The organism is Borreliella americana (genome assembly GCF_021043605.1).
Classification (GTDB): Bacteria; Spirochaetota; Spirochaetia; order Borreliales; family Borreliaceae; genus Borreliella; species Borreliella americana.
In genome coordinates this window covers 50456-70596 of the sequence record NZ_JAJNFB010000001.1, presented here as the reverse complement: position 1 = coordinate 70596, position 20141 = coordinate 50456, and the positions used below count along the sequence as shown (strand labels likewise).

Annotated in this window: 7 protein-coding genes and 6 rRNA genes; 8 read left to right on the top strand and 5 right to left on the bottom strand. The window is 34.8% G+C overall.

All coding sequences use genetic code 11. From position 1 onward, the window contains the following. The first annotated feature begins 11 nt into the window (after window positions 1-11). From LRB30_RS00305 to rrp1, 8 genes are all read left to right on the top strand, one after another. Window positions 12-2940, top strand: a 23S ribosomal RNA gene (locus LRB30_RS00305). A 23-nt stretch (window positions 2941-2963) separates the two neighbouring features. Next, window positions 2964-3074: ribosomal RNA gene (gene rrf, locus LRB30_RS00300) — 5S ribosomal RNA — on the top strand. A 176-nt stretch (window positions 3075-3250) separates the two neighbouring features. After that, window positions 3251-6179 (top strand): 23S ribosomal RNA (locus LRB30_RS00295). A gap of 23 nt (window positions 6180-6202) precedes the next feature. Next, a 5S ribosomal RNA gene (rrf, locus tag LRB30_RS00290) occupies window positions 6203-6313 on the top strand. A 180-nt stretch (window positions 6314-6493) separates the two neighbouring features. Next, window positions 6494-9422, top strand: a 23S ribosomal RNA gene (locus LRB30_RS00285). A 23-nt stretch (window positions 9423-9445) separates the two neighbouring features. Next, window positions 9446-9556, top strand: a 5S ribosomal RNA gene (gene rrf, locus LRB30_RS00280). A gap of 97 nt (window positions 9557-9653) precedes the next feature. Next, on the top strand, window positions 9654-14159 hold the full coding sequence (locus LRB30_RS00275) for an ATP-binding protein (protein WP_231018601.1): 4506 nt from the start codon (window positions 9654-9656) through the stop codon (window positions 14157-14159). Continuing rightward, window positions 14143-15066: a cyclic-di-GMP-producing response regulator Rrp1 gene (gene rrp1, locus LRB30_RS00270; protein ID WP_231014402.1), complete on the top strand. Its 924-nt coding sequence runs from the start codon at window positions 14143-14145 to the stop codon at window positions 15064-15066. The genes LRB30_RS00275 and rrp1 overlap by 17 nt, the downstream gene beginning before the upstream one ends. A 1-nt stretch (window position 15067) precedes the next feature. Here rrp1 and LRB30_RS00265 read toward each other — a convergent pair whose 3' ends face one another. The 5 genes from LRB30_RS00265 to LRB30_RS00245 are packed head-to-tail and all read right to left on the bottom strand — an operon-like array spanning window position 15068 to window position 20049. Continuing rightward, a complete protein-coding gene (locus tag LRB30_RS00265) occupies window positions 15068-16123 on the bottom strand; it encodes a hypothetical protein (RefSeq protein ID WP_231014401.1) in 1056 nt (351 codons plus the stop codon). Further along, a complete protein-coding gene (locus LRB30_RS00260) occupies window positions 16107-16757 on the bottom strand; it encodes an adenylate kinase (RefSeq protein WP_231018600.1) in 651 nt (216 codons plus the stop codon). The genes LRB30_RS00265 and LRB30_RS00260 overlap by 17 nt, the downstream gene beginning before the upstream one ends. Window positions 16758-16793: 36 nt before the next feature. Beyond that, window positions 16794-18008 carry a TraB/GumN family protein gene (locus tag LRB30_RS00255; protein WP_231014399.1) on the bottom strand — a complete coding sequence of 405 codons (1215 nt, stop codon included), beginning with the start codon at window positions 18006-18008 and terminating at the stop codon, window positions 16794-16796. A 23-nt stretch (window positions 18009-18031) separates the two neighbouring features. Then, complete coding sequence (gene cheB / locus LRB30_RS00250; protein ID WP_231014398.1) at window positions 18032-19159, bottom strand: chemotaxis-specific protein-glutamate methyltransferase CheB; 1128 nt, start codon at window positions 19157-19159, stop codon at window positions 18032-18034. A gap of 32 nt (window positions 19160-19191) precedes the next feature. After that, entirely contained in the window at window positions 19192-20049 is an 858-nt protein-coding gene (locus LRB30_RS00245) for a protein-glutamate O-methyltransferase (protein WP_231018599.1), read from the bottom strand. Window positions 20050-20141 lie beyond the last annotated feature (92 nt).

Here is a 20141-nt window from a genome sequence, read left to right as displayed (position 1 = left end):
GATAAAAATATGGTCAAAGTAATAAGAGTCTATGGTGAATGCCTAGGAGCTTTAAGGCGAAGAAGGTCGTGGTAAGCTGCGAAAAGCTTGGGGGAGAAGCAAACATTTATTGATCCCAAGATTACCGAATGGAGTAATCCAGCTAGCAAGATGCTAGCTATCTATTATTCAAGTAATAGAGGCGATACCAGGGGAAGTGAACCATCTAAGTACCCTGAGGAAAAGAAATCAAAGAGATTCCCTTAGTAGTGGCGAGCGAAAAGGGAGTAGCCCAAACTTTAAATGTGTCAAGTTGCAGAGCGTTGCATTTAGGGGGTTGTAGGACGTTTAGGCTTAGTCTGTAATAAGCAAAAAAGTTACAAAATATTTATATAGAAGAATAATCTGGAAAGTTTAACCAAAGAAGGTGATAGTCCTGTAATTTAAATGTAAATATCTTTTTAAAATGTTCCTGAGTAGGACGAGGCACGAGAAACCTTGTTTGAAGCTGGGGAGACCACTCTCCAAGGCTAAATACTAAAAAGCTACCGATAGAGAAGAGTACCGTGAGGGAAAGGTGAAAAGAACCCCGGGAGGGGAGTGAAATAGAACTGAAACCGTAGACTTACAAGCAGTCAAAGCCGTAATTTATTGCGGTGATGGCGTGCCTTTTGCATAATGAACCTGCGAGTTATCATGTCTAGCAAGATTAAAGCATGGAAGTGCTGGAGTCGAAGCGAAAGCGAGTCTTAAAAGGGCGATTTAGTTAGATGTGGTAGACCCGAAGCCGAGTGATCTATTTATGGCCAGGCTGAAGCTTGGGTAAAACCAAGTGGAGGGCCGAACTCTAGTCTGTTTAAAAAGGCAGGGATGAGCTGTGAATAGGAGTGAAAGGCTAAACAAACTCGGAGATAGCTGGTTCTCCCCGAAATGGATTTAAGTTCAGCCTTATTTTAGTTTAATAGAGGTAGAGCACTAATTGAGCTAGGGCCTGTCAAAGGGTACCAAACTCAGTTAAACTCCGAATGCTATTAAATGATGAATAGGAGTGAGACTATGGGCGATAAGGTTCATAGTCGAGAGGGAAACAACCCAGACCAACAGCTAAGGTCTCAAAAATGTGTTAAGTGGAAAAGGAGGTTTAGGTACGTAAACAGCCAGGAGGTTGGCTTAGAAGCAGCCATACCTTTAAAGAGTGCGTAATAGCTCACTGGTCGAGTACTTAAGCGCCGATAATGTAACGGGGCTAAACACATTACCGAAGCTTTGGATCTTAACGAAAGTTGAGATGGTAGGGGAGCGTTCTGTAAGCCAGAGAAGTTAAACTGGAAAGTTTGATGGAGGTATCAGAAGCGAGAATGCAGGTATGAGTAACGAAAAAATGGGTGAGATTCCCATTCGCCGAAAACCTAAGGGTTCCTGGGTAAAGGTCGTCTTCCCAGGGTTAGTCGGCCCCTAAGGCAAAGCTGAAAAGTGTAGTCGATGGGAAACGGGTTAATATTCCCGTACCTCTTATAGTTTCGATGGAGTGACGCATGAGGTTAACTACTGCTAGGCGATGGTTGTCCTAGTTTAAGCATTAAGGTGATGATCTTGATAGGAAAATCCGTTAAGAGAGCTAAGATGTGATGATGAGTGCTATTTAGGTAGCATGAAATGTAGGTAGTCAAGGTGCCAAGAAATAACTTCTAAGGTTAGGCTATAAGGGACCGTACCGCAAACCGACACAGGTAGGTGGGATGAAAATTCTAAGGCGCGCGAGAGAATCCACGTTAAGGAACTCTGCAAAATACGTACGTAACTTCGGGATAAGTACGACCTAAGCAATTAGGTAGCATAAAAATGGTCCAAACGACTGTTTACCAAAAACACAGGTCTCTGCAAATCTGTAAAGAGAAGTATAGGGACTGACACCTGCCCGGTGCTGGAAGGTTAAGAGGAGATGTTAGTTTATTCGAAGCATTGAATTTAAGCCCCAGTAAACGGCGGCCGTAACTATAACGGTCCTAAGGTAGCGAAATTCCTTGTCGGGTAAGTTCCGACCCGCACGAATGGTGTAACGATTTGGACGCTGTCTCAACGTGGAGCTCGGTGAAATTGAAGTATCGGTGAAGATGCCGATTACTTGTGGTTAGACGGAAAGACCCCGTGAACCTTTACTATAGCTTGGTATTGAGATTTGATTAAATATGTGTAGGATAGGTGGGAGACTTTGAAGCTATCTCGTTAGGGGTAGTGGAGTCAATCTTGAAATACCACCCTTGTTTAATTAGGTTTCTAACTTATAGAAATATGAGGAGAGTGCCAGGTGGGTAGTTTGACTGGGGCGGTCGCCTCCTAAAGAGTAACGGAGGTGCGCAAAGGTTACCTTAGAGTGGTTGGAAATCACTTTGTAAGTGTAAAGGCATAAGGTAGCTTAACTGTAAGACTGACAAGTCGAACAGATACGAAAGTAGGTCTTAGTGATCTGGCGGTGGCAAGTGGAAGCGCCGTCACTTAACGAATAAAAGGTACTCCGGGGATAACAGGCTTATCCTTCCCAAGAGTTCACATCGACGGAAGGGTTTGGCACCTCGATGTCGGCTCATCGCATCCTAGGGCTGGAGCAGGTCCTAAGGGTATGGCTGTTCGCCATTTAAAGCGGTACGCGAGCTGGGTTCAGAACGTCGTGAGACAGTTTGGTCCCTATCTGCCACAAGCGTTGGATATTTGAGAGGAGCTATCTTTAGTACGAGAGGACCGAGATGGACGAACCTCTAGTGTACCAGTTATCCTGCCAGGGGTAAGTGCTGGGTAGCTACGTTCGGAAAGGATAACCGCTGAAAGCATCTAAGTGGGAAGCCTTCCTCAAGATGAGATATCCTTTAAGGGTTCTGGAAGAATACCAGGTTGATAGGTTAGAAGTGTAAGTATAGTAATATATTAAGCTGACTAATACTAATTACCCGTATCTTTGGCCATATTTTTGTCTTCCTTGTAAAAACCCTGGTGGTTAAAGAAAAGAGGAAACACCTGTTATCATTCCGAACACAGAAGTTAAGCTCTTGTTCGCTGATGGTACTGCGAGTTCGCGGGAGAGTAGGTTATTGCCAGGGTTTTTATTTTTATACTTTAAATTTTATTTTTATGTTATTTAAATATTTGTGTTTTTAAATGTGTTATTTAAATAACATAAAAAATAAAATATATATTGACATGGATTAAACAAAGATATATATTATCTTATGTTGCATAAACAAATTGGCAAAATAGAGATGGAAGATAAAAATATGGTCAAAGTAATAAGAGTCTATGGTGAATGCCTAGGAGCTTTAAGGCGAAGAAGGTCGTGGTAAGCTGCGAAAAGCTTGGGGGAGAAGCAAACATTTATTGATCCCAAGATTACCGAATGGAGTAATCCAGCTAGCAAGATGCTAGCTATCTATTATTCAAGTAATAGAGGCGATACCAGGGGAAGTGAACCATCTAAGTACCCTGAGGAAAAGAAATCAAAGAGATTCCCTTAGTAGTGGCGAGCGAAAAGGGAGTAGCCCAAACTTTAAATGTGTCAAGTTGCAGAGCGTTGCATTTAGGGGGTTGTAGGACGTTTAGGCTTAGTCTGTAATAAGCAAAAAAGTTACAAAATATTTATATAGAAGAATAATCTGGAAAGTTTAACCAAAGAAGGTGATAGTCCTGTAATTTAAATGTAAATATCTTTTTAAAATGTTCCTGAGTAGGACGAGGCACGAGAAACCTTGTTTGAAGCTGGGGAGACCACTCTCCAAGGCTAAATACTAAAAAGCTACCGATAGAGAAGAGTACCGTGAGGGAAAGGTGAAAAGAACCCCGGGAGGGGAGTGAAATAGAACTGAAACCGTAGACTTACAAGCAGTCAAAGCCGTAATTTATTGCGGTGATGGCGTGCCTTTTGCATAATGAACCTGCGAGTTATCATGTCTAGCAAGATTAAAGCATGGAAGTGCTGGAGTCGAAGCGAAAGCGAGTCTTAAAAGGGCGATTTAGTTAGATGTGGTAGACCCGAAGCCGAGTGATCTATTTATGGCCAGGCTGAAGCTTGGGTAAAACCAAGTGGAGGGCCGAACTCTAGTCTGTTTAAAAAGGCAGGGATGAGCTGTGAATAGGAGTGAAAGGCTAAACAAACTCGGAGATAGCTGGTTCTCCCCGAAATGGATTTAAGTTCAGCCTTATTTTAGTTTAATAGAGGTAGAGCACTAATTGAGCTAGGGCCTGTCAAAGGGTACCAAACTCAGTTAAACTCCGAATGCTATTAAATGATGAATAGGAGTGAGACTATGGGCGATAAGGTTCATAGTCGAGAGGGAAACAACCCAGACCAACAGCTAAGGTCTCAAAAATGTGTTAAGTGGAAAAGGAGGTTTAGGTACGTAAACAGCCAGGAGGTTGGCTTAGAAGCAGCCATACCTTTAAAGAGTGCGTAATAGCTCACTGGTCGAGTACTTAAGCGCCGATAATGTAACGGGGCTAAACACATTACCGAAGCTTTGGATCTTAACGAAAGTTGAGATGGTAGGGGAGCGTTCTGTAAGCCAGAGAAGTTAAACTGGAAAGTTTGATGGAGGTATCAGAAGCGAGAATGCAGGTATGAGTAACGAAAAAATGGGTGAGATTCCCATTCGCCGAAAACCTAAGGGTTCCTGGGTAAAGGTCGTCTTCCCAGGGTTAGTCGGCCCCTAAGGCAAAGCTGAAAAGTGTAGTCGATGGGAAACGGGTTAATATTCCCGTACCTCTTATAGTTTCGATGGAGTGACGCATGAGGTTAACTACTGCTAGGCGATGGTTGTCCTAGTTTAAGCATTAAGGTGATGATCTTGATAGGAAAATCCGTTAAGAGAGCTAAGATGTGATGATGAGTGCTATTTAGGTAGCATGAAATGTAGGTAGTCAAGGTGCCAAGAAATAACTTCTAAGGTTAGGCTATAAGGGACCGTACCGCAAACCGACACAGGTAGGTGGGATGAAAATTCTAAGGCGCGCGAGAGAATCCACGTTAAGGAACTCTGCAAAATACGTACGTAACTTCGGGATAAGTACGACCTAAGCAATTAGGTAGCATAAAAATGGTCCAAACGACTGTTTACCAAAAACACAGGTCTCTGCAAATCTGTAAAGAGAAGTATAGGGACTGACACCTGCCCGGTGCTGGAAGGTTAAGAGGAGATGTTAGTTTATTCGAAGCATTGAATTTAAGCCCCAGTAAACGGCGGCCGTAACTATAACGGTCCTAAGGTAGCGAAATTCCTTGTCGGGTAAGTTCCGACCCGCACGAATGGTGTAACGATTTGGACGCTGTCTCAACGTGGAGCTCGGTGAAATTGAAGTATCGGTGAAGATGCCGATTACTTGTGGTTAGACGGAAAGACCCCGTGAACCTTTACTATAGCTTGGTATTGAGATTTGATTAAATATGTGTAGGATAGGTGGGAGACTTTGAAGCTATCTCGTTAGGGGTAGTGGAGTCAATCTTGAAATACCACCCTTGTTTAATTAGGTTTCTAACTTATAGAAATATGAGGAGAGTGCCAGGTGGGTAGTTTGACTGGGGCGGTCGCCTCCTAAAGAGTAACGGAGGTGCGCAAAGGTTACCTTAGAGTGGTTGGAAATCACTTTGTAAGTGTAAAGGCATAAGGTAGCTTAACTGTAAGACTGACAAGTCGAACAGATACGAAAGTAGGTCTTAGTGATCTGGCGGTGGCAAGTGGAAGCGCCGTCACTTAACGAATAAAAGGTACTCCGGGGATAACAGGCTTATCCTTCCCAAGAGTTCACATCGACGGAAGGGTTTGGCACCTCGATGTCGGCTCATCGCATCCTAGGGCTGGAGCAGGTCCTAAGGGTATGGCTGTTCGCCATTTAAAGCGGTACGCGAGCTGGGTTCAGAACGTCGTGAGACAGTTTGGTCCCTATCTGCCACAAGCGTTGGATATTTGAGAGGAGCTATCTTTAGTACGAGAGGACCGAGATGGACGAACCTCTAGTGTACCAGTTATCCTGCCAGGGGTAAGTGCTGGGTAGCTACGTTCGGAAAGGATAACCGCTGAAAGCATCTAAGTGGGAAGCCTTCCTCAAGATGAGATATCCTTTAAGGGTTCTGGAAGAATACCAGGTTGATAGGTTAGAAGTGTAAGTATAGTAATATATTAAGCTGACTAATACTAATTACCCGTATCTTTGGCCATATTTTTATCTTCCTTATAAAAACCCTGGTGGTTAAAGAAAAGAGGAAACACCTGTTATCATTCCGAACACAGAAGTTAAGCTCTTATTCGCTGATGGTACTGCGAGTTCGCGGGAGAGTAGGTTATTGCCAGGGTTTTTATTTTTATACTTTAAATTTTGATTTTATTATGTATATTTAAATATTTGTGTTTTTAAATGTGTTATTTAAATAACATAAAAAATAAAATATATATTGACATGGATTAAACAAAGATATATATTATCTTATGTTGCATAAACAAATTGGCAAAATAGAGATGGAAGATAAAAATATGGTCAAAGTAATAAGAGTCTATGGTGAATGCCTAGGAGCTTTAAGGCGAAGAAGGTCGTGGTAAGCTGCGAAAAGCTTGGGGGAGAAGCAAACATTTATTGATCCCAAGATTACCGAATGGAGTAATCCAGCTAGCAAGATGCTAGCTATCTATTATTCAAGTAATAGAGGCGATACCAGGGGAAGTGAACCATCTAAGTACCCTGAGGAAAAGAAATCAAAGAGATTCCCTTAGTAGTGGCGAGCGAAAAGGGAGTAGCCCAAACTTTAAATGTGTCAAGTTGCAGAGCGTTGCATTTAGGGGGTTGTAGGACGTTTAGGCTTAGTCTGTAATAAGCAAAAAAGTTACAAAATATTTATATAGAAGAATAATCTGGAAAGTTTAACCAAAGAAGGTGATAGTCCTGTAATTTAAATGTAAATATCTTTTTAAAATGTTCCTGAGTAGGACGAGGCACGAGAAACCTTGTTTGAAGCTGGGGAGACCACTCTCCAAGGCTAAATACTAAAAAGCTACCGATAGAGAAGAGTACCGTGAGGGAAAGGTGAAAAGAACCCCGGGAGGGGAGTGAAATAGAACTGAAACCGTAGACTTACAAGCAGTCAAAGCCGTAATTTATTGCGGTGATGGCGTGCCTTTTGCATAATGAACCTGCGAGTTATCATGTCTAGCAAGATTAAAGCATGGAAGTGCTGGAGTCGAAGCGAAAGCGAGTCTTAAAAGGGCGATTTAGTTAGATGTGGTAGACCCGAAGCCGAGTGATCTATTTATGGCCAGGCTGAAGCTTGGGTAAAACCAAGTGGAGGGCCGAACTCTAGTCTGTTTAAAAAGGCAGGGATGAGCTGTGAATAGGAGTGAAAGGCTAAACAAACTCGGAGATAGCTGGTTCTCCCCGAAATGGATTTAAGTTCAGCCTTATTTTAGTTTAATAGAGGTAGAGCACTAATTGAGCTAGGGCCTGTCAAAGGGTACCAAACTCAGTTAAACTCCGAATGCTATTAAATGATGAATAGGAGTGAGACTATGGGCGATAAGGTTCATAGTCGAGAGGGAAACAACCCAGACCAACAGCTAAGGTCTCAAAAATGTGTTAAGTGGAAAAGGAGGTTTAGGTACGTAAACAGCCAGGAGGTTGGCTTAGAAGCAGCCATACCTTTAAAGAGTGCGTAATAGCTCACTGGTCGAGTACTTAAGCGCCGATAATGTAACGGGGCTAAACACATTACCGAAGCTTTGGATCTTAACGAAAGTTGAGATGGTAGGGGAGCGTTCTGTAAGCCAGAGAAGTTAAACTGGAAAGTTTGATGGAGGTATCAGAAGCGAGAATGCAGGTATGAGTAACGAAAAAATGGGTGAGATTCCCATTCGCCGAAAACCTAAGGGTTCCTGGGTAAAGGTCGTCTTCCCAGGGTTAGTCGGCCCCTAAGGCAAAGCTGAAAAGTGTAGTCGATGGGAAACGGGTTAATATTCCCGTACCTCTTATAGTTTCGATGGAGTGACGCATGAGGTTAACTACTGCTAGGCGATGGTTGTCCTAGTTTAAGCATTAAGGTGATGATCTTGATAGGAAAATCCGTTAAGAGAGCTAAGATGTGATGATGAGTGCTATTTAGGTAGCATGAAATGTAGGTAGTCAAGGTGCCAAGAAATAACTTCTAAGGTTAGGCTATAAGGGACCGTACCGCAAACCGACACAGGTAGGTGGGATGAAAATTCTAAGGCGCGCGAGAGAATCCACGTTAAGGAACTCTGCAAAATACGTACGTAACTTCGGGATAAGTACGACCTAAGCAATTAGGTAGCATAAAAATGGTCCAAACGACTGTTTACCAAAAACACAGGTCTCTGCAAATCTGTAAAGAGAAGTATAGGGACTGACACCTGCCCGGTGCTGGAAGGTTAAGAGGAGATGTTAGTTTATTCGAAGCATTGAATTTAAGCCCCAGTAAACGGCGGCCGTAACTATAACGGTCCTAAGGTAGCGAAATTCCTTGTCGGGTAAGTTCCGACCCGCACGAATGGTGTAACGATTTGGACGCTGTCTCAACGTGGAGCTCGGTGAAATTGAAGTATCGGTGAAGATGCCGATTACTTGTGGTTAGACGGAAAGACCCCGTGAACCTTTACTATAGCTTGGTATTGAGATTTGATTAAATATGTGTAGGATAGGTGGGAGACTTTGAAGCTATCTCGTTAGGGGTAGTGGAGTCAATCTTGAAATACCACCCTTGTTTAATTAGGTTTCTAACTTATAGAAATATGAGGAGAGTGCCAGGTGGGTAGTTTGACTGGGGCGGTCGCCTCCTAAAGAGTAACGGAGGTGCGCAAAGGTTACCTTAGAGTGGTTGGAAATCACTTTGTAAGTGTAAAGGCATAAGGTAGCTTAACTGTAAGACTGACAAGTCGAACAGATACGAAAGTAGGTCTTAGTGATCTGGCGGTGGCAAGTGGAAGCGCCGTCACTTAACGAATAAAAGGTACTCCGGGGATAACAGGCTTATCCTTCCCAAGAGTTCACATCGACGGAAGGGTTTGGCACCTCGATGTCGGCTCATCGCATCCTAGGGCTGGAGCAGGTCCTAAGGGTATGGCTGTTCGCCATTTAAAGCGGTACGCGAGCTGGGTTCAGAACGTCGTGAGACAGTTTGGTCCCTATCTGCCACAAGCGTTGGATATTTGAGAGGAGCTATCTTTAGTACGAGAGGACCGAGATGGACGAACCTCTAGTGTACCAGTTATCCTGCCAGGGGTAAGTGCTGGGTAGCTACGTTCGGAAAGGATAACCGCTGAAAGCATCTAAGTGGGAAGCCTTCCTCAAGATGAGATATCCTTTAAGGGTTCTGGAAGAATACCAGGTTGATAGGTTAGAAGTGTAAGTATAGTAATATATTAAGCTGACTAATACTAATTACCCGTATCTTTGGCCATATTTTTATCTTCCTTATAAAAACCCTGGTGGTTAAAGAAAAGAGGAAACACCTGTTATCATTCCGAACACAGAAGTTAAGCTCTTATTCGCTGATGGTACTGCGAGTTCGCGGGAGAGTAGGTTATTGCCAGGGTTTTTATTTTTATACTTTAAATTTTGATTTTATTATGTATATTTGTTTTATACAGCGGTAAAACTATTGTATTTTAATAAGGGAATTTTAAAACAACATGAAGAAAGCAAACTTTTTAGGTGCTAATTTTTTAATTTTAATTTTGGTTTGCTTTATCAATGTCAATTTATTTTCTAAGAATATTTTTAAGTTTAAGCTTGTAGATCAGTTTTTTCCTTTTTACTATAAGAATAATAAAGGAGAATATGAAGGGCTTATTTTTTTCATTTTAGATAAATGGGCAAAAGATAATAATGTTGATATTAGGATTGAACACATTGATAATTTAAATGAAAGTGAAATTGAAGATGAAGCAATATATTTAGGATTGACTTATAATACAAAATTAAATGATTTTTTTTATTTTAAAAGTGAGCTTGCTAGGAGTATTTCAATTTTATTTTTTAAAAACTCTAATAAAAAATATAAAAATACTCATTCCACATTTTTATCCAATTTTAATATAGGAGTTATTAAAAATACAATATATGAGGATATCTTGAGGTTAAAAAGCGCTAACACTATTTTTTTGGCTGATAATTCTCAAGAGTTAGTATTGGCTTTAAAAAACGATAAAGTTGATTATATATATGGCGATTGCAAGACTTTACATTATATTGCAAAGCATTTTTTAAGTGAAGATCTTGTAATTTTTACTGGAGATGTTTTTTATAGTATCAAAAATAGATTGGCTATTAGTAGAAATGCTCCCGAGATAGTAAAGAATTTGAATTTAGATTTGTTTTCGTATTTAATGAAAATGCCTGAGGAACTTTTTGTTTCTTTTTTGGATAGTACTTCTAAGGGAAGTTTTGTTGATGTTGGTTTATATAATGATTATCCCCCTTTAAGTTTTATTAATTCACAGGGAAAATTGTCTGGCATTTTAGTGGATTTATGGAATCTTCTCTCAAGACAACATGTTTTTAAGCCTATTTTTAAGGGATTTCCCAAAGAGGACATTAAGAGATCATTAGAGGGAAAGTCAGTAGGTATTTTTGGAGGGATTATTAGTAATGATAGTGTATTTCAAAATGTTAATTATGTAGTAAGTAAGCCAATATATCCTCTTAATTTTAAATTTTATTCTAAAGACCTAAACAATGACGCTGGTTCAATAAATTCTCAGTTTATTGATTTTAATTTTAATAATATTCAATTAAATAAGAATAAAGATATTGTTAATAACTTTATAGACATTGTTAATAATTCATATGGGTTTATAGAAAATTCAATAACAACAAAATATTTATTAAAATTAAATGGATATAATGGTAGATTAAAATCTTACGATTCGATTTTTAATAAAAATAGGTTTTTAGTATTAGCCATTGATAATAGGGTTTATAAGGTTATTAAATATATTCTCAATTCTATATTTGATGATATTTCATTTGAATCTTTACTTCAAATAGATAAAAATTGGTTGGATAAAGAAGAGATTAATAGTTCTAGAATAAATAGTTATAAAATTATGAATAAGGTTAAATTTAATATAGAAGAAAAAATTTGGTTATCAAAAAATAATAAATTAAATCTTGCTGTTAAAAATTGGTATCCAATAGATTATGTTGAGACAAATAATTATAAAGGAATAAATCAATTTTTGCTTGATAAGATTAGAATGTTTTCAGGTTTGAGATTTAATATAATTGAAGCACACAATAGTTTAGATCTTGAAAAATTAATCAAATCTGGAAAAATCGATATGCTAAATACTAATGCAACCGATTCAAATTTGGATAATGTTTTTAATATAAAATTAAATTCTCGAATTCCACTTTATATTTTTTCAAATAAAAAAAGGGTGCTTCCATCTAGATCTTTGGAAAAGTTTGCTATGCTTGATTTTTTATATAGTAAAAATTTAGCTTCTAATATTAAATCAAATCTTATTCTTGTAAGTAGCTTTAAAGAGGCCTTGCTCCTTCTTTATAGGGGAAAGGTAGATGGGATTATTAGCGATGAGTATACAGCCGCTGCCGTTTTTGAAGAATTAAATATTGTTGATGTTGAAAAAATTCCTACTTTTAGGGATTTGTATTTTGATTTGAGTCTTGCTATTTATAATCAGGATTATATCTTGAAAGAAATTATTCAAAAAATTGTTATGCGTTCAAATGTTGGCAGTCAGATGTATTTAAATGATTGGAAATTCGATATTTATTATAAGTCCAAAGGTGGCAGGTTTAAAAATTTCAAATTTCTAGTGTTAACGGTCGTTATATTTTATTTTACTTTTTTAGCATTTGTAATTATATTTATGTTCAGATTATCATTTGAGCAGAAAAGAAGATATTCTTTTGTTATGAATGAAAAAAAGATTGCAGAAGCTGCTAATGCTGCTAAAACCATTTTTGTAGCTAATGTCAGTCATGATATTCGTACTCCTATTAACGGGATAATGGCGGCTACTGAGCTTTTGAACACAACTATTCTTACAGATGTTCAAAAGGACTATGTTAGAATGATAAATTATTCATCTGATTCTTTGCTTTCTTTAATTGATGATATTTTGTATTTGTCTAAAATAGATGTCAATGAATTATATGTTGAGAGTCAAGAGATTGATTTAGAAAATGAAATGGAAGTGGTTTTGAAAACTTTTCAATCTCAATGTGCAAAGAAAAATATTGATTTGTTCTCTTATTCTAAATCTATTTTTAAGAATTATATAAAGGGTGATATTGTAAAAATTAAACAAGTTTTAATTAATTTAATAGGAAATGCTTTTAAGTTTACAGACGATGGTGTTATTGTTTTAAACTATGAAGAAGTATATAGAACAAGAATCGATGGTAATAGGGTTTTGGTTACAGTTGAATTTAAAGTAATAGATACAGGCAAGGGTATTGAAAGAGAGAATTTTTCTAAGATATTTGAAATCTTCAAACAAGAGGATGATTCTTCTTCAAGGGTTCATGAGGGTGCTGGATTGGGGTTGTCAATATCTAGAGAGCTTATAAGATTAATGGGTGGTCTTGGCATTGCTGTTGATAGTAAGGTAGGAGAGGGTACAACTTTTTCATTTATGTTGCCCTTTTTATTGGGCGATGAGCTTAAAAGTAAAAAATTGTCAATCAATAAATTTCAATCAATAAATTGTGATAATAAAGTATTAAATGTGCTTTTAAGTCAAAAATCTATTAAAATTTTTGAGCGTTGTTCGATTTTATTGGGATGTTCTTCTAATGTGCGCTATGTGGCGTCTTTTGAAGATGCTTATAAAGTCTTCAAGGAATATCCTTTTTATAATTTTGTTTATGTAAATGTAAATAACGATAATATTCAAGAGAGCATTCGATTTGCCAATAATATTGAAAGACTAAGTTCTGATGTACAAATTATTTTTTTATTTTATTATTTAGATAATAAAGCTCTAAAAAATTTAAAATATAGGTATGTTAAAAAGCCTTTAATGGGGCTTAGTATATGTTCTGTGCTTTATGAAAAAGAAGAGTTTAATCCAGAAATGGATTTTGAAGATTTGGTTCCAATAGATGGTGCTTTAAGGATAAAAGAGCCCATTAATGTTTTAATAGCTGAAGATAATCAGGTAAATCAAAAAGTGTTGAAAGATATTCTTGTTGTAATAGGTATTAATGAAAATTTTATTGATGTTGTAGATGATGGGGTAAAGGCTTTAAAGTCTTTAAAAGATAAAAAATATGCTATCTCTTTTATTGATATACGAATGCCAAGATATGATGGATTTTCGGTGGCTAAGGAAATTAGAAAATTTGAAAAGGTAAATAATTTAAAGCCCTGTGTTTTGGTCGCTGTAACAGCGCACGCTTTGCAAGAGTATAAAGACAAATGTCTTGCAAGCGGTATGAATGATTACATCTCAAAGCCAATACACATAAGTTCGATTAAAACAATATTAAAAAAATACTTACAGTTTGAAGTTGATGATATTTTGGAGAATAAAGATATGAATCAACTTGTTAAGTTTACCAATTTAGATGTTAATAGGGCCTTAAAAGAATTAAATATTTCATATTCATTATATTCTGAATTATGCAGAGGACTTGTTGATTTTATCTCCATTAATATTATTGATTTAGAAAAAGCTTTTGATGAAGAAAATTTGTCTTTAATTAAGGATATATCTCATTCAATATCTGGAGCTCTTTCTAATATGCGTAGCGAATTGTATAAAGATTTTCAAAAAATTGAAACAAGCAAAGATCCAATTTCTGAGTTAAAAAAAATGTATTTTTTTGTAAAAGATGATTTATTGCAGCTAATAAGCGATATGAAGGAAAATATTTTGTTTGAGTCTGAGGTTGTTAGTAAGAATAAGCTATATTTTAAAAATAATGATCAATTTTTAAACCTTCTCAATAAACTTTTAATTGGTATTAAGGCTAGAAAGCCAAGAGAATACAAAGAAATTCTTGAAAGCATTGAAAAGTATGTTTTAGACGATAATATTCAGGTATTATTTAGTGATCTTCGTAGAAATTTAAGACTATATAGATTTGCTGAGAGCTCTAAGATTCTTGAAGAGATTATTGAAATGCTTAGTAATAAGAGAATTAGCAGTGGAAATAATAGTTAAAGATAAAGCTTTTGAAGCAGAGAATCAGAAGCTTTTAATTGTGGATGATTCTCCCACCAATTTAGATTTATTGGTAAACATATTGCAAGATGCCTATGAGATTGAGGTTGCAACAAATGGACTTGATGCTTTAAAGCAGGTTGAAAAAGATAGTCCGGATCTTGTACTTCTTGACATAGGTCTACCAGATATTAATGGCTATGAGGTGTGTAGGAAGCTAAAAAGCGATCCTGATACTAAAGAGATTCCTGTAATTTTTATTAGTTCAAGAAGCTCCACAGATGATCAACTTGAAGGATTTAACGCTGGTGGTGTAGATTATATTTTAAAGCCTTTTAATAGTCGAATAATTGATGCTAGAGTTAAGACACATCTTGAATTAAAAAGGTTAAGAGATTATTTTAAAAGCTTGTCTAGGATTGATGGGCTTACTCAAATTCCAAACAGAAGATTTTTTATGGATAAATTTTCTAAGTCGTGGATGAAAGCTTTAGAAAGCAAAGAAATAATAATTGTTGGGATGTTGGATATTGATAATTTTAAAAATTACAATGATAATTATGGCCACACCAATGGCGATGAATGTCTTAAATTGATTGCTAAAGCCTTATATAAGGTTTCTTTAAAATACAAAATAGATGTTGCTCGATATGGCGGGGAAGAATTTATTTTTTTTTCTGTCAATAAGAGTCTAAATGAAATGATTGGCATTATTAAAACAATGATTAATGATATAAAGCGCTTAAGAATAGTTCATGAACACAGTAGTGTTTCTAGCATTGTAACTGTTTCAATTGGACTTGCTCAAGAAATTCCTATTGATAACAATTTTACCAATATCATAAAGCTTGCTGATCGAAAGCTTTATGAAGCTAAAGTTTCTGGAAGAAATCAGTTTAGGTATTAAATTAATTTAATAGACTTTGGTATTTATAAGCTATAGATATCCCAATAGAATTGTAATAAAAATAAGAATTGCCAGTTGCTATTCTTTTTGAAATATCAGCCAGTCCGGCTGTGTTACTTGTGTATGTGGGATTTGTAGACAATTTAAATTGTAGGCCAATTGTTAAAGGTTTGATAATTTCAAAATTAGCAACAATAGAAATATTGTGATAAAAAAAATCGCTTCCCCAGCCTTTGTTTTTCCAAGAGCCTATGTTTCTTTCTTTACCAATTTGTGTTTTTCCTTCATAAAGTAAGCCTATGGTGTTAAGAGGTATTGGCATTTTGTAAGCTAAAAGAACGTAAGGTTTTATTAGCATGCCATTTATATTTTTACCAGCATCTGCTTTATATTTCCAAAGTTGATATTTTTTTGCGTGGGGATTAATTAAGTATATAAAATCATTCCCAATAGCTGTAATAATATGTGTCCATTCACCTTGGAGAATAGCGTTTAGGTCAAATTGGAATCGCCCACCCGCTGTTATTTCTGAATAAAATTCAACATCATTTGAATATTTTCCATTTTCAATGTGTACACCAACTCCTTTGAATCCAAAAGCTTGCCAACCTATACCAAGTTCATTTGATGCATATAAATTTAAAAAAGCAATAGGAGTAAAGCTTATTGTGCTTTTAAATGAGACGCTTACAGGAGATAATCCTATATTTAAATCTATGTCTATGCCATTTTTTTTAAAAAATATAGAATTAGGATTGTGTAAAGCTTTAAAATTTTTATAGTAACCTAAATATGATATTAGTTTTATTCCTCCCCAATAATTGACTGGAATTTTTAAACTTGGTTCAATATTTTGGAAGTTAGGACGTTTAAAGCTTTGTGAAAAGATGCTTCCATTTGTGCCCAGCTCGTGGGGAGGATAATAAGCAGATTTGAAATTAAAGTAAAAATATTCATTATTGAATTCTAAGTTTTGTTGATCTTGGGCAAGAATTATTTTTGCTTGCAAAAGCAACAAACAAAAGCAAATTTTTTTTATTTTAAACATTTTTTCCATTTATTTTTTTCAATATTATTTCAATTATTTTTTTTCTTATTTCATCAATCTTAACTGATGCATCAATATTGTTAAGTCTAGAGCATTTTGAGTAAAATTCTATTAGTGGTTTTGTTTGTAATCTATATTCTTTAAGTCTTGTTTTTAAGCATTCTTCTTTATCATCTTCTCGTTGGTAAAGATCTTCTCCGCAAACGTCGCAAATGCCAATGTTTTTTGTTGCTAGGGTATATATATTAAAAATGTTATTGCAAGATTTACAAATTCTTCTTCCCGAGAGTCTTTTTATTACTAACTCTTCATCAATTAAAAAGTTTATTATTTTTACATTTGGCAAAAATTTATCAAGAGCTTCGGCTTGACAAATATTGCGCGGAAATCCATCTAAAATAAAATCTTTGTTCTTTTTAATAGCTTTAATTTTATCTTCTACTATTTTGATTGTAATTAGATCAGGGACCAGTTCTCCCCTTTCAACAATTTTTTTTATTTCTTTTCCAAGAGCCGTAGAATTTAAAATATTTTCTCTAAATAAGTCTCCTGTTGAAATGTGTTGGTATTTAAATTCATTAGAAATAATTTTTGAAATAGTCCCCTTTCCAGAACCTGGAGGACCTAAAAATACAAGCCCCATATATACTCCTGTGTAAATATTTGTTATTTTAAGGGTTTATTTGAAAACATTTAATAAAAATTTAAGTCCCACAATTGTTCCAATTGTAGATCCAAGGTTTACAAAAAGCACTATTAATAGAATTCTTGTAACTTTATTTTTGAAATATCCTTTTATTGTCGATAATTCTTCTTGTAGATTTTCAAAATCTTTGACCTTTGGTTTGTTTATATAAGCTTCAACAAGTCCTGCTACCATTCCTGTTCCTATGAATGGTATTACGGAGAATATTGGAGAACCTAAAATAGCTGTTAAAATTGTTAAAGGATTGGACTTTAATAAAATTGATGCCATGCCTGAAAAAAGAGAGTTAGATATTATCCAAAGCTTTAAATTTTTGTAAGCAAAATCAAATCCTTTAAAGTAAAAAGAGCTTACTATTAGTAAAATGATTGAAATTGCAATCAAGTAAGATAGAACTTTGCTAAATGAAAAATGTTTTTTAGGTATTTTTTCAAGTTCTTCAGTGTTTATTATTTTTTTGTTTTGACTTATTTCTTTTAAAGTTCTCATTATTCCGCTTACATGGCCTGCACCCACAACTGCAAGAATAATGCCCTCTCCTTCAAGTATTTTGTTTGTAATAAATTCATCTCTTTCGTCAATTAAAGCTTTTTTGACTTTAGGTATTTCTTTGGAAAGTTCTTCCATTATTTTTGAAAGAGCATCCTGTTCTTTGAGTTTTTCAATTTCATCTTTTGTGATTTTTGCATCTGTTAGGGAAAAAAGGCTTGAGATTATTTTTGCTTTTTCAAATATTGGAATAGATATCCAAGCTCTTTTTAGGGTTGTTTCAATTTTTCTGTCAGCAAGAATTAGTGGAATATTGTGTTTTTTAGCTTTTAAAATAGCCGTTTTCATTTCTTCACCGGGTTTTATTCCCTGTTCTTTTGCTAATTTTTTTTGAAAATTACTAAGTATTATGTTTATTATGAGAAAGAAGGCTTTTCCTTGTTTTAGTGCTTTATCTATATCTAAGTTTCTCCATTTTTCATTCTCATTAGTATTTAAGATCGAATGGTAGCGGGCTTCATCAAGTTCAACAGCAATATAGTCTGGCTTTAAGATTTCTATTAAATTTGCAGTATCTTCTGAGCTTTTTTTTGATACGTGAGCAGTTCCAAGTATATATATTGTTTTATTGTGTATATTAAATTTACTTACATGAGAAAAACAGTTTTCTTTCTGGGTGTTTTCTTTTTTATTGTCCAAAAAATATTCCTTGTTTGAAAAATTTAGCTATTAATTAGTATAGCTTTTAATAATTTTACCATATGGTCTAGTGGAACTATATAGTCTATATTGTTTTCCTTTATTGCTATTTTTGCCATTCCAAAAACTATAGAACTTTCTTTATCTTGCGCAATAGTTAGTCCCCCAGCTTTTTTTATATCTCCAATTTCTCTTGATCCGTCATTTCCCATTCCAGTCATTATTATTGCAATTGCTTTATCTTTTGCAATTTCTGCAATAGATTGAAATAATAACCCAATAGATGGTTTGTGACCATTTATATGTTTGCCATCGAGGATTTTTATTTGATAGTTACCATCGATTTTTTTGATTTTTGTATGATATCCACCCGAGCTAATGTATGCATGTCCTTGCTTTAATATATCGTTATTAGTGGTTTCTTTTACGTTTATTTTGCATAGATTATTAAGATTTTTAGCAAATTCTTCTGTAAATCCTTTGGGCATGTGTTGAACAATTATTATTGGCGGAAAGCTTTCAGGTATTTCTGGCAATATTGATTTCAAGGCTACGGGGCCTCCCGCTGATACTCCAATTGCTATTATGTCAAATTTTCTCAGTTTAAGTTTTTTTATTTCTTTTTCATTTAGTATTTTTTCTTTTGCATGTTCTTCAAGTTGAGTTAATGAAGAGATGCCATTTTTGTAATTTAAAATAAAATTAGCTCTTTTGTAGTTTTTTGTTTTCATATCCTTATTGCAGACAATTTTGTTTTTTATAGATATCGATCCATAGGTCAAAAGAGAATTAATAATTTGTTCTTTTTTGATTTCATATGATTTTTTGTTTTTAGATACTAATATAAGATCATTGGCGCCCTTTAAAGCAGCAATATTTATTATGTTTTGATTTGAAGATATGACTACAACTGGTATTGTTTTGTTTAAATTGTTTTTTTTATCCAAAAATAGAATGTCTTTAATATTGTTTTCTTCTAAATTCATTAATATTACTTCAGGGTTATGTTTTTTAAGTTTATTTGTTGCAAATTTGCCATTAGAGGCAGTTGCAATGACTTGGAGTTTTGGAGACGAATTGATAAGGTCCGATATAAGTTTTCTCTTTACAGCAAAGTATTCTATGATAAGTACAGAAATTTTTGTTTCCACTGTTATTTTTTTCCCATTTTATTTTTGTTAAATTATAACTTATATTTATTTTGTGATTTGAATTTTTCTTTTTGAGAGTCAGTATCTTTTTTTTCATATATTATTGCCCAAGGTGTTTTTAAAAATTTAAAAGGAAGGTTAAGTCCAAAAAGTGATTCTGAGTGCCCTATAAATAAATAGCTGTTTTTAGACATGTTGTTGTAAAATTTTTTAAGTACTTTAATTTTTGATTTTTCATCAAAGTATATTAATACATTTCTACAAAAAATAACATCAATTTGTGAAAAATTACTTTCAAAGTTTAGGTTATGATAGTCAAATCTTATATGATTTTTAATTTCATTTTTAATTTTATATCCGTTTGAATGAGAATATAGATAGTGACGGTATTCTTTAGGAATATTTTCACATTTATTTGATGAGTAATATCCCTCTTTTGCTATCATTAAAGATTTTAAGCTTAAATCAGAAGCAATAATAACAAAATCCATTTCTTTTGGAAGCTTTGATTTGAGTACAAATGCCAATGAATAAGGCTCTTCTCCTGTTGAACATCCTGCAGACCAGATAATAATCCTATTTTTTCCTTCTATGTTTTTAATATTAATTAAATTAGGAATTACAAATTTTTCAAAAGTTTGGAAATGTAGTGAATTTCTAAAAAATCTTGTTAAATTAGTTGTGATTAAATCCAAGAAATATTCTTTTTTTAATTTTTCACTAATTATTAAATTGTAAAGTTGTGCTGGAGTTTTAAGAGCAAGAGCTCGTACTGCTTCATTCACTCTGCTTTGAAGAACAAATTTATTTTTTTCATCAAAACGAATTCCACTGTTGTTATATATAAAATCGCAAAATTTTAAAAATAGTTTATCTTCAATTTCTAGCATTTTTGGGAAACCTGCTTAATTCTTACTTTATAAATAAGTATTACCTATTTATAATAAATCTCTAGGTAAGAATATTTTTTTTGAAAAAAATT

Coding starts and splice junctions, on each gene's coding strand:
- LRB30_RS00245 (WP_231018599.1), bottom strand. CDS start 20,049: ATGCTAGAAATTGAAGATAAACTATTTTTAAAATTTTGCGATTTTATA.
- LRB30_RS00275 (WP_231018601.1), top strand. CDS start 9,654: ATGAAGAAAGCAAACTTTTTAGGTGCTAATTTTTTAATTTTAATTTTG.
- LRB30_RS00260 (WP_231018600.1), bottom strand. CDS start 16,757: ATGGGGCTTGTATTTTTAGGTCCTCCAGGTTCTGGAAAGGGGACTATT.
- LRB30_RS00265 (WP_231014401.1), bottom strand. CDS start 16,123: ATGGAAAAAATGTTTAAAATAAAAAAAATTTGCTTTTGTTTGTTGCTT.